Origin of the sequence: Streptomyces sp. BK79 (assembly GCF_044142145.1) — a bacterium.
Taxonomy (GTDB): domain Bacteria; phylum Actinomycetota; class Actinomycetes; order Streptomycetales; family Streptomycetaceae; genus Streptomyces.
Map to the genome: position 1 here is coordinate 104,130 of NZ_JBHVOC010000010.1, position 16,234 is coordinate 120,363.

General features: G+C 72.8%; 19 protein-coding genes. 5 read left to right on the forward strand and 14 right to left on the reverse strand.

Annotated elements, in window-relative coordinates:
* Positions 1–11: 11 nt before the first annotated feature.
* Both galE and galT read right to left on the reverse strand, forming a co-directional pair.
* Positions 12–980: a UDP-glucose 4-epimerase GalE gene (gene galE / locus ACFIF2_RS14585; protein ID WP_395573048.1), complete on the reverse strand. Its 969-nt coding sequence runs from the start codon at positions 978–980 to the stop codon at positions 12–14.
* A complete protein-coding gene (galT, locus tag ACFIF2_RS14590; protein ID WP_395573049.1) occupies positions 977–2,038 on the reverse strand; it encodes a galactose-1-phosphate uridylyltransferase in 1,062 nt (353 codons plus the stop codon). The genes galE and galT overlap by 4 nt, the downstream gene beginning before the upstream one ends.
* A gap of 177 nt (positions 2,039–2,215) precedes the next feature.
* Here galT and ACFIF2_RS14595 point away from each other — a divergent pair, with 177 nt between their 5' ends.
* Together ACFIF2_RS14595 and ACFIF2_RS14600 are read left to right on the forward strand one after the other, a co-directional pair.
* Positions 2,216–3,895 carry a sodium:solute symporter family protein gene (locus ACFIF2_RS14595; protein WP_395573050.1) on the forward strand — a complete coding sequence of 560 codons (1,680 nt, stop codon included), beginning with the start codon at positions 2,216–2,218 and terminating at the stop codon, positions 3,893–3,895.
* Positions 3,896–3,916: 21 nt separating this feature from the next.
* Positions 3,917–4,225, forward strand: coding sequence for a hypothetical protein (locus ACFIF2_RS14600; RefSeq protein WP_395573051.1), 309 nt, complete (start codon positions 3,917–3,919; stop codon positions 4,223–4,225).
* A gap of 454 nt (positions 4,226–4,679) precedes the next feature.
* Here ACFIF2_RS14600 and ACFIF2_RS14605 read toward each other — a convergent pair whose 3' ends face one another.
* Together ACFIF2_RS14605 and ACFIF2_RS14610 are read right to left on the reverse strand one after the other, a co-directional pair.
* A complete protein-coding gene (locus tag ACFIF2_RS14605; protein WP_395573052.1) occupies positions 4,680–5,312 on the reverse strand; it encodes a glyoxalase in 633 nt (210 codons plus the stop codon).
* Between the two features lie 66 nt (positions 5,313–5,378).
* The gene (locus tag ACFIF2_RS14610) at positions 5,379–6,110 is read right to left on the reverse strand and encodes a ferritin-like domain-containing protein (protein WP_395573053.1); all 732 of its coding nucleotides are present in this window, start codon (positions 6,108–6,110) and stop codon (positions 5,379–5,381) included.
* Positions 6,111–6,623: 513 nt separating this feature from the next.
* Between ACFIF2_RS14610 and ACFIF2_RS14615 the strand changes: the two genes are divergently transcribed.
* The 3 genes from ACFIF2_RS14615 (at position 6,624) to ACFIF2_RS14625 (ending at position 9,035) form a co-directional block, all read left to right on the forward strand.
* Positions 6,624–6,827 (forward strand): cold-shock protein, encoded by a 204-nt coding sequence (locus ACFIF2_RS14615; protein WP_055418803.1) that lies wholly within the window; start codon positions 6,624–6,626, stop codon positions 6,825–6,827.
* Positions 6,828–7,092: 265 nt separating this feature from the next.
* Positions 7,093–8,631 (forward strand): DEAD/DEAH box helicase, encoded by a 1,539-nt coding sequence (locus ACFIF2_RS14620; RefSeq protein WP_395573054.1) that lies wholly within the window; start codon positions 7,093–7,095, stop codon positions 8,629–8,631.
* An 83-nt stretch (positions 8,632–8,714) separates the two neighbouring features.
* On the forward strand, positions 8,715–9,035 hold the full coding sequence (locus tag ACFIF2_RS14625; RefSeq protein ID WP_395573055.1) for an SCO5918 family protein: 321 nt from the start codon (positions 8,715–8,717) through the stop codon (positions 9,033–9,035).
* 72 nt (positions 9,036–9,107) lie between these two features.
* On the opposite strand, the gene ACFIF2_RS14630 is transcribed toward ACFIF2_RS14625, so the two are convergent.
* From ACFIF2_RS14630 to ACFIF2_RS14675, 10 genes are all read right to left on the reverse strand, one after another.
* The gene (locus ACFIF2_RS14630) at positions 9,108–9,542 is read right to left on the reverse strand and encodes a hypothetical protein (protein ID WP_395573056.1); all 435 of its coding nucleotides are present in this window, start codon (positions 9,540–9,542) and stop codon (positions 9,108–9,110) included.
* Positions 9,526–10,017, reverse strand: coding sequence for an RNA polymerase sigma factor (locus ACFIF2_RS14635; RefSeq protein WP_395573057.1), 492 nt, complete (start codon positions 10,015–10,017; stop codon positions 9,526–9,528). The genes ACFIF2_RS14630 and ACFIF2_RS14635 overlap by 17 nt, the downstream gene beginning before the upstream one ends.
* Positions 10,014–10,679, reverse strand: coding sequence for a class F sortase (locus tag ACFIF2_RS14640; RefSeq protein ID WP_395573058.1), 666 nt, complete (start codon positions 10,677–10,679; stop codon positions 10,014–10,016). Before ACFIF2_RS14640 ends, ACFIF2_RS14635 begins: the two co-directional genes overlap by 4 nt.
* Positions 10,676–11,080: a sortase-dependent protein gene (locus tag ACFIF2_RS14645; RefSeq protein ID WP_395573059.1), complete on the reverse strand. Its 405-nt coding sequence runs from the start codon at positions 11,078–11,080 to the stop codon at positions 10,676–10,678. Before ACFIF2_RS14645 ends, ACFIF2_RS14640 begins: the two co-directional genes overlap by 4 nt.
* Before the next feature lie 193 nt (positions 11,081–11,273).
* Positions 11,274–11,477, reverse strand: coding sequence for a cold-shock protein (locus tag ACFIF2_RS14650; RefSeq protein WP_395573060.1), 204 nt, complete (start codon positions 11,475–11,477; stop codon positions 11,274–11,276).
* A 252-nt stretch (positions 11,478–11,729) separates the two neighbouring features.
* Positions 11,730–12,074, reverse strand: a complete 345-nt coding sequence (locus ACFIF2_RS14655) for a MerR family transcriptional regulator (protein ID WP_395573061.1) — start codon at positions 12,072–12,074, stop codon at positions 11,730–11,732.
* A 71-nt stretch (positions 12,075–12,145) separates the two neighbouring features.
* Positions 12,146–12,850 (reverse strand): NADPH-dependent F420 reductase, encoded by a 705-nt coding sequence (locus tag ACFIF2_RS14660; RefSeq protein WP_395573178.1) that lies wholly within the window; start codon positions 12,848–12,850, stop codon positions 12,146–12,148.
* A 192-nt stretch (positions 12,851–13,042) separates the two neighbouring features.
* A complete protein-coding gene (locus tag ACFIF2_RS14665) occupies positions 13,043–13,549 on the reverse strand; it encodes a hypothetical protein (protein WP_395573062.1) in 507 nt (168 codons plus the stop codon).
* 72 nt (positions 13,550–13,621) lie between these two features.
* Positions 13,622–14,641 (reverse strand): hemolysin family protein, encoded by a 1,020-nt coding sequence (locus ACFIF2_RS14670; RefSeq protein WP_395573063.1) that lies wholly within the window; start codon positions 14,639–14,641, stop codon positions 13,622–13,624.
* Positions 14,638–15,993, reverse strand: coding sequence for a hemolysin family protein (locus tag ACFIF2_RS14675; RefSeq protein ID WP_395573064.1), 1,356 nt, complete (start codon positions 15,991–15,993; stop codon positions 14,638–14,640). The genes ACFIF2_RS14670 and ACFIF2_RS14675 overlap by 4 nt, the downstream gene beginning before the upstream one ends.
* Positions 15,994–16,234 lie beyond the last annotated feature (241 nt).

Genomic DNA, 16,234 nt, shown 5'->3' on the forward strand with positions numbered 1-16,234 from the left:
TCGCCCTTCCGTCAGTCCTGGTCCGCGCGCCGCCGCGCGAACTCCCACGCGTCCGCCACGATCCCGGCGAGGTCCGCGCGGGACGGGTTCCAGCCCAGTTTCTCGCGGGCCGTGTCCGCCGACGCCACCAGCACCGCGGGGTCGCCGCCCCGGCGCGGGGCCACGACCTCGGGGATCGGACGGCCCGTCACCCGGCGGACGGTCTCTACGACCTCGCGGACGGAGAAGCCGCTGCCGTTGCCCAGGTTGCAGATGAGGTGCTCGCCGGGCACGGCCGCCGCCACGGCCAGCAGGTGGGCCTCGGCCAGGTCGGCGACGTGGATGTAGTCGCGCACGCAGGTGCCGTCCGGCGTCGGGTAGTCGTCGCCGAAGACGGAGATGGCCTCGCGCCGCCCCTGCGCGACCTGGAGGACCAGCGGGATCAGGTGCGACTCGGGGTCGTGCCGCTCGCCGTACTCCCCGTACGCGCCCGCGACGTTGAAGTAGCGCAGCGAGACCGCGCCCAGCCCGTGGGCCGCCGCCTCACCGCTGATCATGTGGTCCACGGCGAGCTTGGAGGCGCCGTACGGATTGGTCGGCCTCGTCGGCGCGGACTCGACGATCGGGACGTCCTCGGGCTCGCCGTACGTGGCGGCCGTGGAGGAGAAGACCAGCCGCCGCACACCGGCCGTGCGCATGGCCTCCAGCAGGGCCATGGTGCCGCCGACGTTGTTGTCCCAGTACTTCTCGGGCTTCACGACCGACTCGCCGACCTGCGAGAACGCGGCGAAGTGCAGCACCGCGTCGAACGAGGCGTCCAGCCACTTGGCGGCGTCGCGGATGTCCCCCTCGATGAACGAGGCGTCCGCCGGCACCCCCTCGCGGAAGCCCGTCGACAGGTTGTCGAGGACGACGACCTCGTGGCCGGCCTCCAGCAGATGCTGGGCGACCACGCTGCCGACATAACCGGCCCCGCCCGTCACCAGGTACTTCCCGCTCATGAACTCGCTACCTCTCGCAGTCGCTCGGCCGCGCGCTCCGGGGGCACGTCGTTGATGAACACGTTCATGCCGGACTCGGAGCCCGCGAGGAACTTCAGCTTGCCGGACGTACGGCGGATGGTGAAAAGCTCCAGGTGCAGCGCGAAGTCGTCCCGCGTCACGCCCTCGAAGTCCTCCAGCTGCCCGAACGGGGCCTGGTGCCAGGCCGCGATGTACGGCGTCGGGGGCTCACCCTCCCCGAAGATCCGGTCGAAGCGCCTCAACAGTTCCAGATAGACCTGGGGAAACTCTGTGCGCGCCGCCTCGTCGAGGCCGAGCAGGTCGGGCACGCGGCGCTTGGGGTACAGGTGCACCTCGTACGGCCAGTGCGCGGCGTACGGCACGAAGGCCGCCCAGTGTTCACCCTCCAGGACGACCCGCTCGCCCGCCAGTTCCTCCGCCAGGACGGCGTCGAAGAGGTTCTCCCCGCCCGTCGCCTCCTTGTGGGCCGCCACCTGGCGCAGCATCAGGGCGGTGCGGGGGGTGGTGAAGGGGTAGGCGTAGATCTGCCCGTGCGGGTGACCGAGCGTCACGCCGATCTCGGCGCCCCGGTTCTCGAAGCAGAACACCTGGTCGACGGAGGACAGATGCGACAGCTCCGCGGTGCGGTCCGTCCAGGCGTCGAGGACGAGCCGGGCCTGCTCCTCGCTCAGGGCGGCGAAGGAGGCGTCGTGGTCGGAGGTGAAGCAGACGACCTCGCAGCGGCCGGAGTCGCCGGCCAGCGAGGGGAAGCGGTTCTCGAAGACCACCACGTCGTACGACGAGTCCGGGATCTCGCTCAGCCGCTCGCCCTGCGAGGGGCACAGGGGGCACTCGTCGGCCGGCGGGTGGTAGGTGCGGCCCTGGCGGTGGGAGGCGACGGCGACCGAGTCGCCGAGCAGCGGGTCGCGGCGGACCTCGGACGTGGTGACGGTCCGCTCCAGCGGACGCCGGTCCACGGCGTCGCGCACGGCGTCGTCACGCAGGTCGTAGTAGACGAGCTCGCGACCGTCGGCCAGCCGGGTCGAGGTCTTCTTCACTGCCGCACTCCTCTACACCCACCAAGTCACCCAACACAATCAAACATAACACATCACAACCCACCACCCACGCCCGCTCATCACAATCAAACAAAGAACACCACCCGAAGTGTTCAATTACTGAACGCGGAGGCGTAGGTTCCGCACGGATCAGTTCGCGCAACGAAGCGAGTTCGTATGCATTCCCCCACATATCTAGCCGCGGAGCTCCGACTCCCCACCAACTGGCTCGACTACTCGATCCTCGGGATCTACTTCGTCGTCGTGCTCGGCATCGGCTTCGCCGCCCGCCGCTCCGTCAAGACCAGCCTGGACTTCTTCCTGTCCGGCCGCTCACTGCCCGCCTGGGTCACCGGCCTGGCCTTCGTCGCGGCCAACCTGGGCGCCACCGAGATCCTCGGCATGGCCGCCAACAGCGCCCAGTACGGCGTCTACACGACCCACTGGTACTGGATCGGCGCCATCCCGGCGATGGTCTTCCTTGGCCTGGTGATGATGCCGTTCTACTACGGCTCCAAGGTCCGCTCGGTGCCGGAGTTCCTCCTCCTGCGCTTCGACAAGGCGTCGCACCTGCTGAGTTCGATCCTGTTCGCGGTCGCGGCCATCCTGATCGCCGGCGTGAACCTCTACGCCCTCGCGATCGTCGTCGAGGCCCTCCTGGGCTGGCCCCAGTGGGTGGCCATCGTGGTCGCGGGCTTCTTCGTCCTCGCCTACATCACCCTCGGCGGCCTCTCCTCGGCGATCTACAACGAGGTCCTCCAGTTCTTCGTGATCCTGGCCGGCCTCATCCCGATCACGGTCCTGGGCCTGAAGAAGGTCGGCGGCTGGGACGGCCTGTCCGACTCCCTCACCCAGACCCGCGGCGCCGACTTCATGACCTCGTGGGGCGGCACGGGCATCGGCAGCGACAACCCCCTGGGCGCCAACTGGCTGACCATCGTCCTCGGCCTGGGCTTCGTCCTGTCCTTCGGCTACTGGACGACGAACTTCGCCGAGGTGCAGCGCGCCCTGTCCGCGAAGAACCTCTCGGCGGCCCAGCGCACCCCCCTCATCGCCGCCTTCCCGAAGATCTTCATCGTCTTCGTCGTGATGATCCCGGGTCTGGTCGCCGCCGTCCTGGTCCCGAAGATCGGCACCCCCGGCTCGGACCTCCAGTACAACGACGCCATCCCGTACCTGATGCAGCAACTGCTCCCCAACGGCGTCCTGGGCATCGCGGTGACCGGCCTGCTGGCGGCCTTCATGGCCGGCATGGCGGCGAACGTCTCCTCCTTCAACACGGTCTTCACCACCGACATCTGGGCGAAGTACGTCGTAAAGGACCGCGAGGACGACTACTACGTGCGCTTCGGCCGCCTGATCACCGTGATCGGCGTCCTCGCCTCCATCGGCACGGCGTTCCTGGCCTCGTCCTTCTCCAACATCATGAGCTACCTCCAGACGCTCTTCTCCTTCTTCAACGTGCCGATGTTCGTGGTCTTCATCATCGGCATGTTCTGGAAGCGGGCGTCCATGAAGTCCGGCTTCTGGGGCCTGATCGCGGGCACCACGGCCGCGATGGTGAACTACTTCGTCATCTACAAGCAGGGCATCATCGACATCCCCTCCGACCAGGGCGCCAACTTCGTCTCCGCCATCGCGGGCTTCGTCGCCGGCGCGGTCGTCATGGTCGCCGTGTCCCTGTTCACCGCGCCCAAGCCCGCCGCCGAGCTCCAGGGCCTGGTCTACGGCACCACCTCCCCCGGCATGTCCGAGGCGCCCGCCGAGGGCGACGACGCGTGGTACCGCAAGCCGGCGCTGCTGGGCTGGGGCGCGGTCGTGCTGGCCGCCGCCTGCTACATCCCGTTCTCGTTCTGATCGCGGGAGGATTGAGAGAGCATGTCCGATTCCTACTCCGAGAAGAACGTCCAGGACGAGGTCTCCGAGCTGGAGACCAAGTCCGTCACCGCCGCGCGGCTGTTCGACATCCGGCGGATCATCGGCGGACTGTTCGTGGTCTACGGCGTCATCGTGACGATCGCGGGCTTCGTGGCGTCCGACGCCGACATCGACAAGGCGGAGGGGGTGAACATCAACCTGTGGACCGGGCTGGGGATGCTGCTCCTCGGGCTCTTCTTCCTGGCCTGGCTGAAACTGCGCCCGACGGCTCCTCCGCCGCCGACCTCTGCCGAGGAGGGGGCGGAGTGACGCGGGTCCGGTGACGGCCCCTCCCAGGTCACCCGGCGTGGGTGTGGGCCGGGGGTGGGTGTCGCGGCCCGGCGCTACGGGGTGCCGCTGCGCCCACCCGTGCCGCCCCAGCGGCACGACTGCCCGCAGCTAGGCGGGAGGCGGCCCGCAGCTAGGGAGGGGGGAGCGGGCGGAAAGCCGCGTACGGCGGGAAGGGGACGGGTCGGGGGGTGTCCGCCCGCAGCGGTTGGCGCGTCAACGCCACCCACTTCTGTGGCCGACCGATTCCGCGCCGTTCCGAGGACGGACACCCCCCGGGCCCGGCCCCCCCCCCCCCCCCCCCCCCCCCCCCCCCCCCCCCCCCCCCCCCCCCCCCCCCCCCCCCCCCCCCCCCCCCCCCCCCCCCCCCCCGCGCGCCCCCCCCCCCCCCCCCCCCCCCCCCGCGGGGTGTCCCGGCCGGACGTGGCCAGGGGGGTCAGCCGGTGACCGCCGAGGGGGCGGTGCTCTCCCAGACGAAGCCGTCCGGGTCGCTGAACGGACGGTCCGCGCCGCACAGTGCGATCCGGTGGGACCCGGTGCCCTCGGCGGGCACGCCCGCGACCTTGGCGAGGCCCCGCCGCTTGTACAGGGAGAGCTTGACGGTGTCCGGCCCGGTGGCGAACTCGACGTACTTGCCGCCGAAGCTCTTGGCCACGGTGAGGCCGTGCTCGACGTAGAAACGCTTGCTGGCCCGCACGTCCTCGACGCCGAGGAGGAGGACGATCTCGTCGACGTCCCGGGTCACCGGGCCGGTGTCCTTCTTCGCCGACGTCGCGATCTGCCAGATCGTGCCGTCCGGGGCCTGGACGACGCCGCCGTAGCCCCACAGCGACTTCGCGGCGGGCTTGAGGGAGGTGGCACCGGCGTCGAGGGCGGCGGTGACGAGCGCGTCGACGTTGCCGGGCTGGGACACCACGAGGGAGAGGGTGAAGCCGCGGAAGCCGGTCGTCGGGGCCTCACCGGCGCGTACGCGCACCCGCGCCGGGTCCAGCCGGAAGGCGTCGGAGTAGAAGCGGGCGGCGGCCTGGGGGTCGGCCACCTCCAGGGTGACGGAGTCGATGGCGTTCATGTCCCGACCGTACGGGCGGCCGGCCGGCCGGCGCTTCTCGAAAACTGACCATGCCCGGGGCGCCGCTCACCGCACGCCGGACCCGGCGTCCGGGCGGGGTGCCAGCACCGCGTCCACCACCTCGGCGGACGAGGCCATGACGCCGGCCACGAAGCGGCGGCGGCCGGTACCGAGCCGGCGCAGGGCCGCGCCGTGGTCGGCGGCGACGACGAGGGCGGCCGCGAGGAGGAGGAGCCGCCAGGCGGCCATCACGGGGCGGCGGGCGACGCGGGGCAGTTCGGCGAGGGAGTCGCGCAGGCGCTCGCAGTGGAAGGGGACGTGGCGCCGCTCGTCGGCCAGGATGCGTCCCGCCACCTCCGTGGTGAGCGCGTCGTCGGTGCCGTCGCGCAGCACCCGGTAGTACCGCAGGGCCACGACCTCCGCGATCATCAGCACCAGCAGTTCCAGCCGCAGGCCCGTCAGCCGCCGCAGCCGTACGAAGACGGTGTCGCTCCAGTGGCCGCTCAGCGTCGGCATGCCGCCCGCCTCCAGCAGCCGGGCCAGGAGCCGGGCGTGGTTCTGCTCCTCGGCGACGAAGAGGCGTACGGCCCGCGCGTAGTCGGGGTCGCCGGCCCGGTCGGCCTTGCCCACGAGGTTCGCGCCGTCGCCGTCCTCGCCGACCTGGAAGCGCTGGACGCCCGCCCACACCGCCGCGGGCAGCGTCGCACCCCGCCCCCAGTCCGGGTCGCCCTGCTCCCGTACGCGCTCCCGTTCCTCCTCGAACCGCCGTGTCCACTCGGCGAACCCGCCCGCGCGCATGCGTGCCCCTCCCCGGACACGGCCGCCGTGCCCCGGAAGGGGACGACGCGGCCGCGCACCGAACCGTTCCCCTCCCCACCCCGCCTCGGCCCCCGGTTTCCACACCCGCACGGCCGACGTGTCCTTTGTCACCTTGAGCGCCTATCGACACTTATGCCGCTTTTGAGCCGCCTGACGGTTCCGGCGGCGGTCCGCGTCGGCATCACGGGAGGTCAGGACGGAGGAGGCGTGAGAGATTCCACTGGAGAGTGGCACGGGGCTGCGGTCCCCAAGGGCCAAAATCTGATGCCGCCGGACAAGAAATCGACGGGCGTCCGGGGAATATTCCGCGGAGGGCCGGCGGTGGGCCACTCGGGCAGCATTATTGCCCGGCACCGGGTCGATCACGGCGTGCTAGTGTCGTTGGAAGTTGCAGTTGTGGTTGCCTGAAGGTTTTTTCCTGACGGGGTGATCATCACGGCGACCGGGGTTCGCACAGGGTGAACTCCGAGCACCGTACCGAAGGAGAAAACTATGGCTTCCGGCACCGTGAAGTGGTTCAACGCGGAAAAGGGCTTCGGCTTCATCGAGCAGGACGGCGGCGGCCCCGACGTCTTCGCCCACTACTCGAACATCAACGCCCAGGGCTTCCGCGAGCTGCTCGAGGGTCAGAAGGTGACGTTCGACATCGCGCAGGGCCAGAAGGGCCCGACGGCCGAGAACATCGTTCCCGCCTGACGCTCACGCATTCTTCGCAGCTGGGGCCCGCACCTAGGGGTGCGGGCCCCAGCTCGCCGCGTTTCCGGGCGCAGCGCGCCCCGCGGGGCTCCGTGATCCGCCCCGCGCATTCGATTTCCCCGCTCTCCCCGATTTCATCGATTCTCCCGGTCCACTCGGCGCACCGCGCCGGAATCGACCGGGGCCGGCTCGTTCTTGCGATTCCCTGCGCCGCTCTCTCGCTGCGGGACTCCCTTGATACGTGCCGTATCAAGGAAGGTTCCCCATGAACCGCGTACGCACGAACGACCGTCGTCGCTCCGGCGGTGGCGGCCCCCGCCGCTCCCAGACCTCCGGGCGTCGCCCGGCCGCCCCGCAGGGCGAGTTCGCCCTGCCGAAGACGGTCACCCCGGCGCTGCCGGCCGTCGAGTCGTTCGCCGACCTCGACATGCCGCCGCGTCTGCTGGCCGCCCTCGGCGCCGAGGGCGTGACCATGCCCTTCCCGATCCAGGCGGCGACCCTGCCGAACTCCCTGGCGGGCCGCGACGTGCTCGGCCGCGGCCGCACCGGCTCGGGCAAGACCCTCGCCTTCGGCCTGGCCCTGCTGGCCCGTACGGCGGGCCGGCGCGCCGAGCCCCGGCAGCCGCTCGCCCTCGTCCTCGTCCCCACCCGGGAACTGGCCCAGCAGGTCACCGACGCCCTCACCCCGTACGCCCGCGCCGTGGGCCTGCGGACGGCCACCGTGGTCGGCGGCATGTCGATCGGCCGCCAGGCCGGCGCGCTGCGCTCCGGCGCGGAGGTCGTCGTCGCGACGCCCGGACGGCTCAAGGACCTCATCGACCGGGGCGACTGCCGCCTGGACGACGTCGCCATCACCGTCCTCGACGAGGCCGACCAGATGACCGACATGGGCTTCATGCCGCAGGTCACCGCCCTGCTCGACCAGGTGCGTCCCGACGGTCAGCGGATGCTGTTCTCGGCCACCCTGGACCGCAACGTCGACCGGCTGGTCCGCCGCTACCTGACCGACCCGGTGGTCCACTCCGTCGACCCGTCGGCCGGCGCCGTCACGACGATGGAGCACCACGTGCTGCACGTCCACGACGAGGACAAGCAGCGCGCGACCGTCGAGATCGCCGCCCGCGACGGCCGGGTGATCATGTTCCTGGACACCAAGCACCGGGTGGACCGGCTGGTGAAGCAGCTGCTGAAGAGCGGTGTGCGCGCCGCGGGCCTGCACGGCGGCAAGTCCCAGCCGCAGCGCACCCGGACGCTCGCCCAGTTCAAGGACGGGCACGTGACGGCGCTGGTGGCGACCAACGTCGCGGCCCGCGGCATCCACGTCGACAACCTCGACCTGGTCGTCAACGTCGACCCGCCCAGCGACCACAAGGACTACCTGCACCGGGGCGGCCGTACGGCCCGTGCCGGTGAGTCCGGCAGCGTCGTCACGCTGGTCACGCCGGACCAGCGCCGCGACATGACCCGGCTGATGGCCACCGCCGGCATCACCCCGCTGGTCACCCCGGTCCGCTCGGGCGAGGCCGAACTCACCCGCATCACCGGCGCGCAGGCCCCGTCCGGGGTCCCGGTCGTCATCACCGCACCCGTCGTGGAGCGGCCCCGCCGGTCCGCGTCCGGCGGGGGTTCCGCCTCCCGCGGTCGCCGCGGCCGTGGCGCGCAGGGCCGCACCGGCCAGGGCACGGCTCAGGGCTCGACGCCGCAGGGCCGTACCGGCCAGGGGCGCGCCACCCAGGGCCGTCCCGCCGGTGAAGCCGCCCGCCGCAGGCCGCGGCGCCAGTCCGCCGGTGGCTCGGCGGCCTAGACTCCCGGCCGTCGGCGACTCGGCGGCCCGGATCCCCGCGAACCGCAACTCCCCCCGCCCCAACTCCCCCTTGTGGAGGCATCATGCGCTGTGTCATCGCCCGGTTCCCGTTCGACCTCACCAAGGGCGGGGTGCTGGACTCGATGAAGGGCGTCACGCCCGAGGCCATCACGGGTGAGTCCGTGACCATCGGCCGCCGCCGCTACCCGGTCAAGCAGGTGGGCGAGGTCGTCACCCGGCAGGACCGCCGCGACTTCTCCAGCGGCGAGGTCACCCGCGCCATGACCCGCCTCGGCTTCACCTGCCACGCCGCCCCCGGGGCCGAGCCCGCCCCGGCGCCCTCCGTCTCGCCGGTCGAGAACGCGTCGGCGCTGCTGGGCGGAACGACGCCGCAGGACGTCTGAGGCGAGAGCAGAGCAGCAGCAACAGCAAGGGCGGGTACGGCACTTCGGGTGCCGTACCCGCCCTTCGCCGTGTCAGGGCGCCGCCGTGGTGGGGGAGTCGCTCGGGTGCTCCGACGGTGCGGGGGACGGGGACGCCTCGGCGGTGGGGGCCCGGGAGGGGGCGTGGGGCGGTGGGGACGGGCTCGGCGGGGCCGGGGGCGTGGACGAGGCCGGAGTGGGCGCCGGAGCCGGGGCCAGTGGCGTCGTCGGGCGGGTCGGCGGCGCGGGTGCCGTCCCGTGCAGCGGCAGCGCGATCAGGACGGCGGCGGCAGCGGTCGCGCCGACACCGGCGGCGGCCCGGAGCAGGCGCCGGCGGGACGCCGCCCGGCGGATCGCCTCGTAGCGGCCCGGCGGCGGGCCCAGGTAGTCGGCGCCCGGGCGCAGGACGACCAGCAGCGGGTCGTCGGCTCGCGGCTCGGACCACGGATCGTCCCGGCCGTCCTGGCCGCCCTCAACGCGTGTGGTCAAGGCTCCTCCTCAGGTGGACGCGGAGCAGTTCGCGGGCCGCGTGGAGGTCGGCCTTGACGGTCCCTTCCTTGCGCCCGGTGAGCACGGCCACCTCCCGGATCGGCATGTCGGCGTAGTAGTGGAGGAGGATCGGCACCCGCAGCCGCTCCGGGAGCGACTGTACGAGCAGCCGTACCGAGGGGTCGGCCTGCTCCGGGTGCGGGCGTACGGCGGCCTCCGCGGTGACCCTGCGCACCGCCCGGCGTTCGCGCTCCAGCTTGCGCCAGTGGTCGCGGACGAGGTTGGCGGCGGTGACGTAGAGGAAGCCGCGGGGTTCCTCCACGGCCGTCCAGCGGGCCCAGAGCCGGGTGAACGCCTCCGAGGCGATCTCGTGGGCCGTCTCGTCGTCGTCGACCAGCCGGCGGCACCAGCCGGCCAGGCGCGGGTACAGGGCGGCGAACAGCTCGGAGGCCGCCCTGTCACGGGACCGCTTCAACGCGCCCTCGTGGCCGTGTCGGCGGCCCCGTGGGCGGTCGCGTCGGCGGTCGCGCTCAGCCCGGCGAAGACGATCACGTTGTCCCGGTACTCCTCGCCGACCCGCGGACCGCCGCAGGTGATGAGCCTCAACTCGGGCCCCGCCACGTCCCCGTAGACGTCGTCGGCCGGGAAGTCCGCCTTCGCCACCGTCCGTACGCCGGTGACCGCGAACTCCGCCGTCGCGCCGTTCTCCAGGCGCGCCTCGATCCGGTCCCCGCGGCGCAGCCGGCCCAGGTGGCGGAAGACCCCGTCTCCGCGGGTGCCGACGGTGACGTGGCCGAGGAGGACCGACGGGCCGGTCTGCCCCGGCGTCGGTGAGTGCCGGTACCACCCCGCGCGGTCGTCGTCCGTGACCGGCGGGACCTCCACCGTGCCGTCCGCCGCGAGGCCCAGCCGGATCACCGGGGTGTCGACGCCGATCGCCGGGATGCGCAGTTGGACCGGCACCGACCGCTCCAGCGGGCGTACCGGCCGCGCGGACGCGTGCGGGGGCGGTGCGGTGGCCGCGGTACGGGCGGGCGCGTCCCCGTGGCTCCCCCGGCCGCCCTCCTGGGCGCCGCAGCCCACGAGGAGCGCGGCCAGCGCGGATACGGCGACGGCGCGCCCGGAGTGCCGGGTCACGCCCCGGTCGCCGCCCGCCGACGGCGTACGGCGTGGAGGACCGCGCCGCCCGCGACGAGCACCGCGCCGGCGCCCGCGCCGACGGTTCCCGCGCCGGTCCCGGAGGGCTCCGGCGTCACGGCCCCGGTGTCGGGCGCGCCCTCGGGCACGGCGGAGACCTGGCCGTCGGCCGACCCCGGGGCCGGGGCCTCGGACGGCCCGGCCTCCTGAGGCGGGAGGCTGACGGAGGGCGAGGGCGCCTCGGTCGGCCCGGCCGGCTCGGTCGGCCCCGTGCCGGGGCCCGGGGTGCTCGTGGCGGGGACGGAGGGGGCCGGCGTGGGATCGTCGGCGAAGGCGGGGGCGGTGCCCGCCAGTACGGCGGTGCACGCCAGGGCCACGGCACTGAGGACGGTGCGGCGCATGGACACGCTCTCTCTCGTTCGATCGGCGCGCGGGATCGCGCGGGGCGTGGATCGGACGGAGAGACGAAGCGGGGGCGGGGCGGGTTGTAAAGAGACGGCAAAGTCCCGGACGCCCCGCGGGCCGGGCCGGGGGCTCCGGACACGCGAGAGGGCCCGCACCTCGCGGTGCGGGCCCTCTCGAGCGGTTCGCGCGTTACGCGGGAACGATGTTCTCCGCCTGCGGGCCCTTCTGGCCCTGCGTGACGTCGAAGTTCACCCGCTGGCCCTCCTGGAGCTCACGGAAGCCCTGGGTGGCGATGTTCGAGTAATGGGCGAAGACGTCGGCGCCGCCGCCGTCCTGCGCGATGAAACCGAAGCCCTTTTCGGCGTTGAACCACTTCACGATACCGGAAGCCATGTCTTTTACTCCTAGGCAGTGCTGGAGGCCCGCACCGTGCGAGCCTTCCGATCGCTGTGATGATCACCTGCCCGGAAAAACCGGTAACGCGAATGGCAACCACAACTGCAACTGACGTCCACCCTAGCACGCAATGAATCGGCGGCACGGGAAATGAATCGCCGAGAAAAAATTCCCGCCGGGCCCCGTGGATATCGCGCAGAATAACTTTTCCGGCGTGCGGCGAAAAACTGTTTCGCCCGGGGCAGGTTTTCACCCCTCGCGCCGTCGGCGGAGTTCCTCGTTCACGCGCAGTGCCTCCTCCAGGTCGTCCTCGAGGCGGACGATGCGGCAGGCGGCCTCGACGGGCGTGCCCTGGTCGACCAGCTCCCGGGCGCGGGCCGCGCGGCGCAGTTCCCGGCGCGAGTAGCGGCGGTGGCCGCCGTCCGAACGCGTCGGGCTGATCAGCCCCGCCCCGCCGAGGGCGCGGAGGAAGCCGGGCGTGGCGCCGATCAGCTCGGCCGCCCTGCCCATGGTGTACGCCGGGTACGCGTCGTCGTCGAGCCGGTCGGCGGCCTGCGGCCGACCTTCGGCGCTCAGCCTGCTCTCCGGGGGCATGCACAACCTTCCCGCGGACCGCAGGGGACACGGACCGCCGCGGGGAATCCGGTTCCCCCGCAACCTGAACTCTAGTCGCGCCCGTCGGATATCTGCCGCGGCGAAGGCATGTCCGCGGACTCCGGGCGGGTGACGACGCGGATGTTGAAGGTGTGCGAGCCGAGGCCGTTCGCGATGCCCATGAAGAGGAGGGCGAAGTGCTCCTGGCCGCGCGCGGTGGTGATGCCGCCGATGTCCAGCTGCGAGGAGGGGGGCCAGCCGAGGTCGGTGAGCAGCCGTCCGGTGGTCCGCTTGGCCTCGGTGTCGTCGCCGGAGAGGAAGACCGTACTGGGCCCGTCGAGGCTCGCGGGGGCGGTCATCGCGGTGGCGTCCATGGTGCACAGCGTCTTGACGACGGGGGTCGAGGGGAAGGCCGCCTGGATCTGCTCGGCCAGGCTGCTGTTGGGGTGCGACAGCTCGGTGTAGTCGTCGGTGAGGCCCACGCCGACGTCGATGAGGGGCTTGCCGGCCAGCGCGGGCGCCCCGATGGAGCGCAGCAGTTCCACGGACACGTTCCCCGGCGTGGCGTTGACCAGGACGTCCGCGTGGTCGGCCGTCTCGCGCAGGCCCGCCACGGGGAGCCCGGTGTCCGCGCGCTCCCCGGGCCGGCGGGACCCGAGGAGCACGTCGTGTCCCGCGGCGCTCCAGCCGTGGGCCAGTGCCCGGCCGACGTTTCCGGTGCCAAGTAGTCCTATACGCATGGGTGTGACGCTAGGCGCGGGCGGGGCGCCGCGGATCGGGCCAGGGTCCCGGGCGGTCCGGCACCAAAGGCCTAGTCCCGCGGTCGCGGCGACGGCCGAGGCGCGGAGGCGGCCCGGACGCGGAGGCGGAGGCGGCCCGGACGGGGCGACGGCCGGGACCTGGAGGCGGACCCGGGGCCGGGGCCGGCGGGCGCAGGCGGCGGCCGTGGGCCGGGCGGAGGCCGGCGGTCAGGCGGAGCCCGTCCAGTGCCGCAGCAGGGTGAGCCGCTGTTCCCTGGTCGGGGCGACGTCGTCGGGCTCGTCGCGGCGCCAGGCCAGCAGGTCCTCGACGGGGGTGGTGCCGTCGGCGAGGCGGGTGAGGAGGGTGCGGGAGAGGTCGTACTCGTCCGGGGTGTGGATGCCGCCGGGGACGGCGGCCAGGGCGCTCGCCTCGACCGTGCCGTCGGTGGTGGTGTCCACCCGCACGGTGAAGGCCGGGGGGAGTTCCCCGTCGCCGACGGCCAGGGAGAGCAGCGAGTCGATCGCCATGGAGGCCAGCCGCCGCGCGGCGGACCGCACGGCCACGTCCTGGACGTCGAGCCCGCGGACCTCGTCCCAGGCCCAGAACCGGCCCTGGTCGAGCCCGACGGTCTCGACCCCGTCCTTGGTCAGGCGCACCCCGGGCGCCGTGCCGACGGGCTCGGCACCCACGTGTACGGCTTCCTCAGTGATCCAGAACAGGCCGACCATGGCCATGAGCGCCTCCCCGCAGCGGTGTCGCCGGAGGAGACGCCCATGGTCACGCCGAGGTTCCCGGGGGCAGCGGGGTCACGCCACCGGTGCCGGGCCCACCAGCTCCGTCAGGACGTCCTCCATCGTCACGAAGCCCAGGACCGCGCCGGTCTCGCCGGTGACGGCGGCCAGGTGGCTGTCCTCGGCGCGCAGGGCGGTGAGGGTGTCGTCCAGCGGGGTGTCGATGCGCACCCGCGTGACCCGGTGCAGGGCCGTGCGCGGGAAGGGGGCGTCGCGGTCGGTGAGGCCCAGCGTGTCCTTGATGTGGAGGTAGCCGAGCACGGTGCCGCCAGGGCCGGTGACCGGGAAGCGGGAGTAGCCCGCCTCGGCGGCCACGCGCTCCAGCTCGGCGGGGGTGACCGTGTGGCCGACCGTGCGCATCTTCTGGGCCGGGACCAGGATCTCGCCGACCGGGCGGGTGCCCAGTTCCAGCGCGTCGCGCAGGCGCTCGCCATCGGTCGGGGTGAGCAGTCCGGCCTCGCTGGCGTCGACGACCATGCGGGCCAGCTGGTCGTCGGTGAAGACGGCCTCGACCTCGTCCTTCGGCTCCACCCGCAGCAGCTTGAGGAGCGTGTTGGCGAAGGCGTTGATGCCGAAGACGACCGGCTTGAGCGCCCGGGTGAGGGCGACCAGCGGCGGGCCGAGGACCAGCGCGGTGGTCGCCGGGGCGGCCAGCGCGATGTTCTTCGGGATCATCTCGCCGATCAGCATGTGCAGATACGTGGCGAGGGCCAGGGCGATCGCGAAGGCGATCGGGTGGACCAGCGCGTGCGGCATGTGGACCGCCTCGAACACCGGCTCCATCAGGTGCGCGATGGCCGGTTCCGCGACCGCGCCGAGCACCAGGGAGGAGACGGTGATGCCCAGCTGGGCCGTGGCCATCATCGCGGAGATGTGTTCCAGGCCCCACAGGGTCATCCGGGCGCGCTTGTCGCCCGTCTTCGCGCGCGGCTCGATCTGGCTGCGGCGCACGGAGATCATGGCGAACTCGGCGCCGACGAAGAACGCGTTGGTGAGCAGCGTCAGGGCGCCGATGAGGAGCTGTACGGCGGTCATCGGGCCATCTCCCGCTGCTCGTGCTCCGGCCGTCCGGCCGGTACGCCGGCCGGCGCGGGCGCGGTGACCCGCAGGCGGTCGGCGCGGTGGTGGTCGACGTCGAGGACGTGCAGGCGCCAGCCGTCGAGGTCGATGACGTCGCCCTTGGCGGGGATGCGCGCCAGGTGGGTGGCGACCAGGCCGGCCAGGGTCTCGTAGGGACCGTCCGGCGCGGTCAGGCCGATGCGCTCCAGGTGGTTCAGGCGCAGCGAGCCGTCGGCCTCCCAGGCGGCGCGGCCGTCGGCCTCGGCGGGGGCGGGCAGCAGGTCCGGCACCTCGACGGGGTCGTGCTCGTCGCGCACCTCGCCGACGACCTCCTCCACGATGTCCTCGACGGTGGCCACGCCCGCCGTACCGCCGTACTCGTCGATGACGACGGCCATGGTGCGGGTGCGGCGCATGCGCTCCAGGAGACGGTCGGCGGGCAGGCTGTCCGGCACCAGGAGCGGCGCGGTGGCCAGCTCGGTGACGGGGGTGGCCGCGCGCCGGTCCGGCTCCAGGGCCAGGACGTCGCGGATGTGCACGGTGCCGATGACCTCGTCCAGGCTGTCCCGGTAGACCGGGAAGCGGGACAGGCCGGTGGCGTGCGAGAGGTTCGCGGCGTCGGCGGCGGTGGCGTGGGCCTCCAGGGCCTTGACGTCCACGCGGGGGGTCATGACGTTCTCGGCGGTCAGCTCGCTCAGGTGCAGGGTGCGCACGAACAGCTCCGCCGAGTCCGCCTCCAGGGCGCCCTCGGCGGCCGAGTGCTGGGCGAGGGCGACCAGTTCCTCGGCGCTGCGGGCGGACGCCAGCTCCTCGGCCGGTTCCAGGCCGAAGCGGCGTACGAACCGGTTCGCCGTGTCGTTGAGGTGCCGGATGAAGGGGCCGAAGGCGGTGGTGAAGCCGCGCTGCGGACCCGCGACGACCTTGGCGACGGCCAGCGGGCGGGAGATCGCCCAGTTCTTGGGGACCAGCTCGCCGACGACCATCAGGACGACGGTGGAGACGACCACGCCGAGCACGGTCGCCACCGTCGAGGTGGCACCGCCCAGGCCGATCGCCCGCAGCGGGCCGCGCAGCAGCACCGCGAGGGACGGCTCGGCCAGCATGCCGATGACCAGCGAGGTCACGGTGATGCCGAGCTGGGCGCCGGAGAGCTGGAGGGTCAGGGACCGGACGGCCTTCAGGGCGCCGTCGGCGCCGCGCTCGCCGGACTCGGCGGCACGCTCCAGGTCACCGCGCTCGACGGTGGTGAGGGAGAACTCGGCCGCGACGAAGAGGGCGCAGGCCAGGGTGAGGAGGAGGGCCAGCAGGAGCAGCAGGACCTCGGTCACCGTGCCACCCCGCTTCCCTCACGCGCATGCAGGGGGTCTGGCGGGCCGGCCGTGGCACGGCCGGTACTGGGAGGCTCCATTACGGAACGGGACTCCTTAACGGGGTCGGCGGGGGCCGGTACCTGCCGGCCGCCCGAGGGTTTCCCTCTCATGGTAAAGGACGAGCAAAAGCATGAGGGAGTCCCTGGACCCCTATGCTTCTACTCGCCTGTAGAGAACGGCCGGACGGTACCGGTTGTTC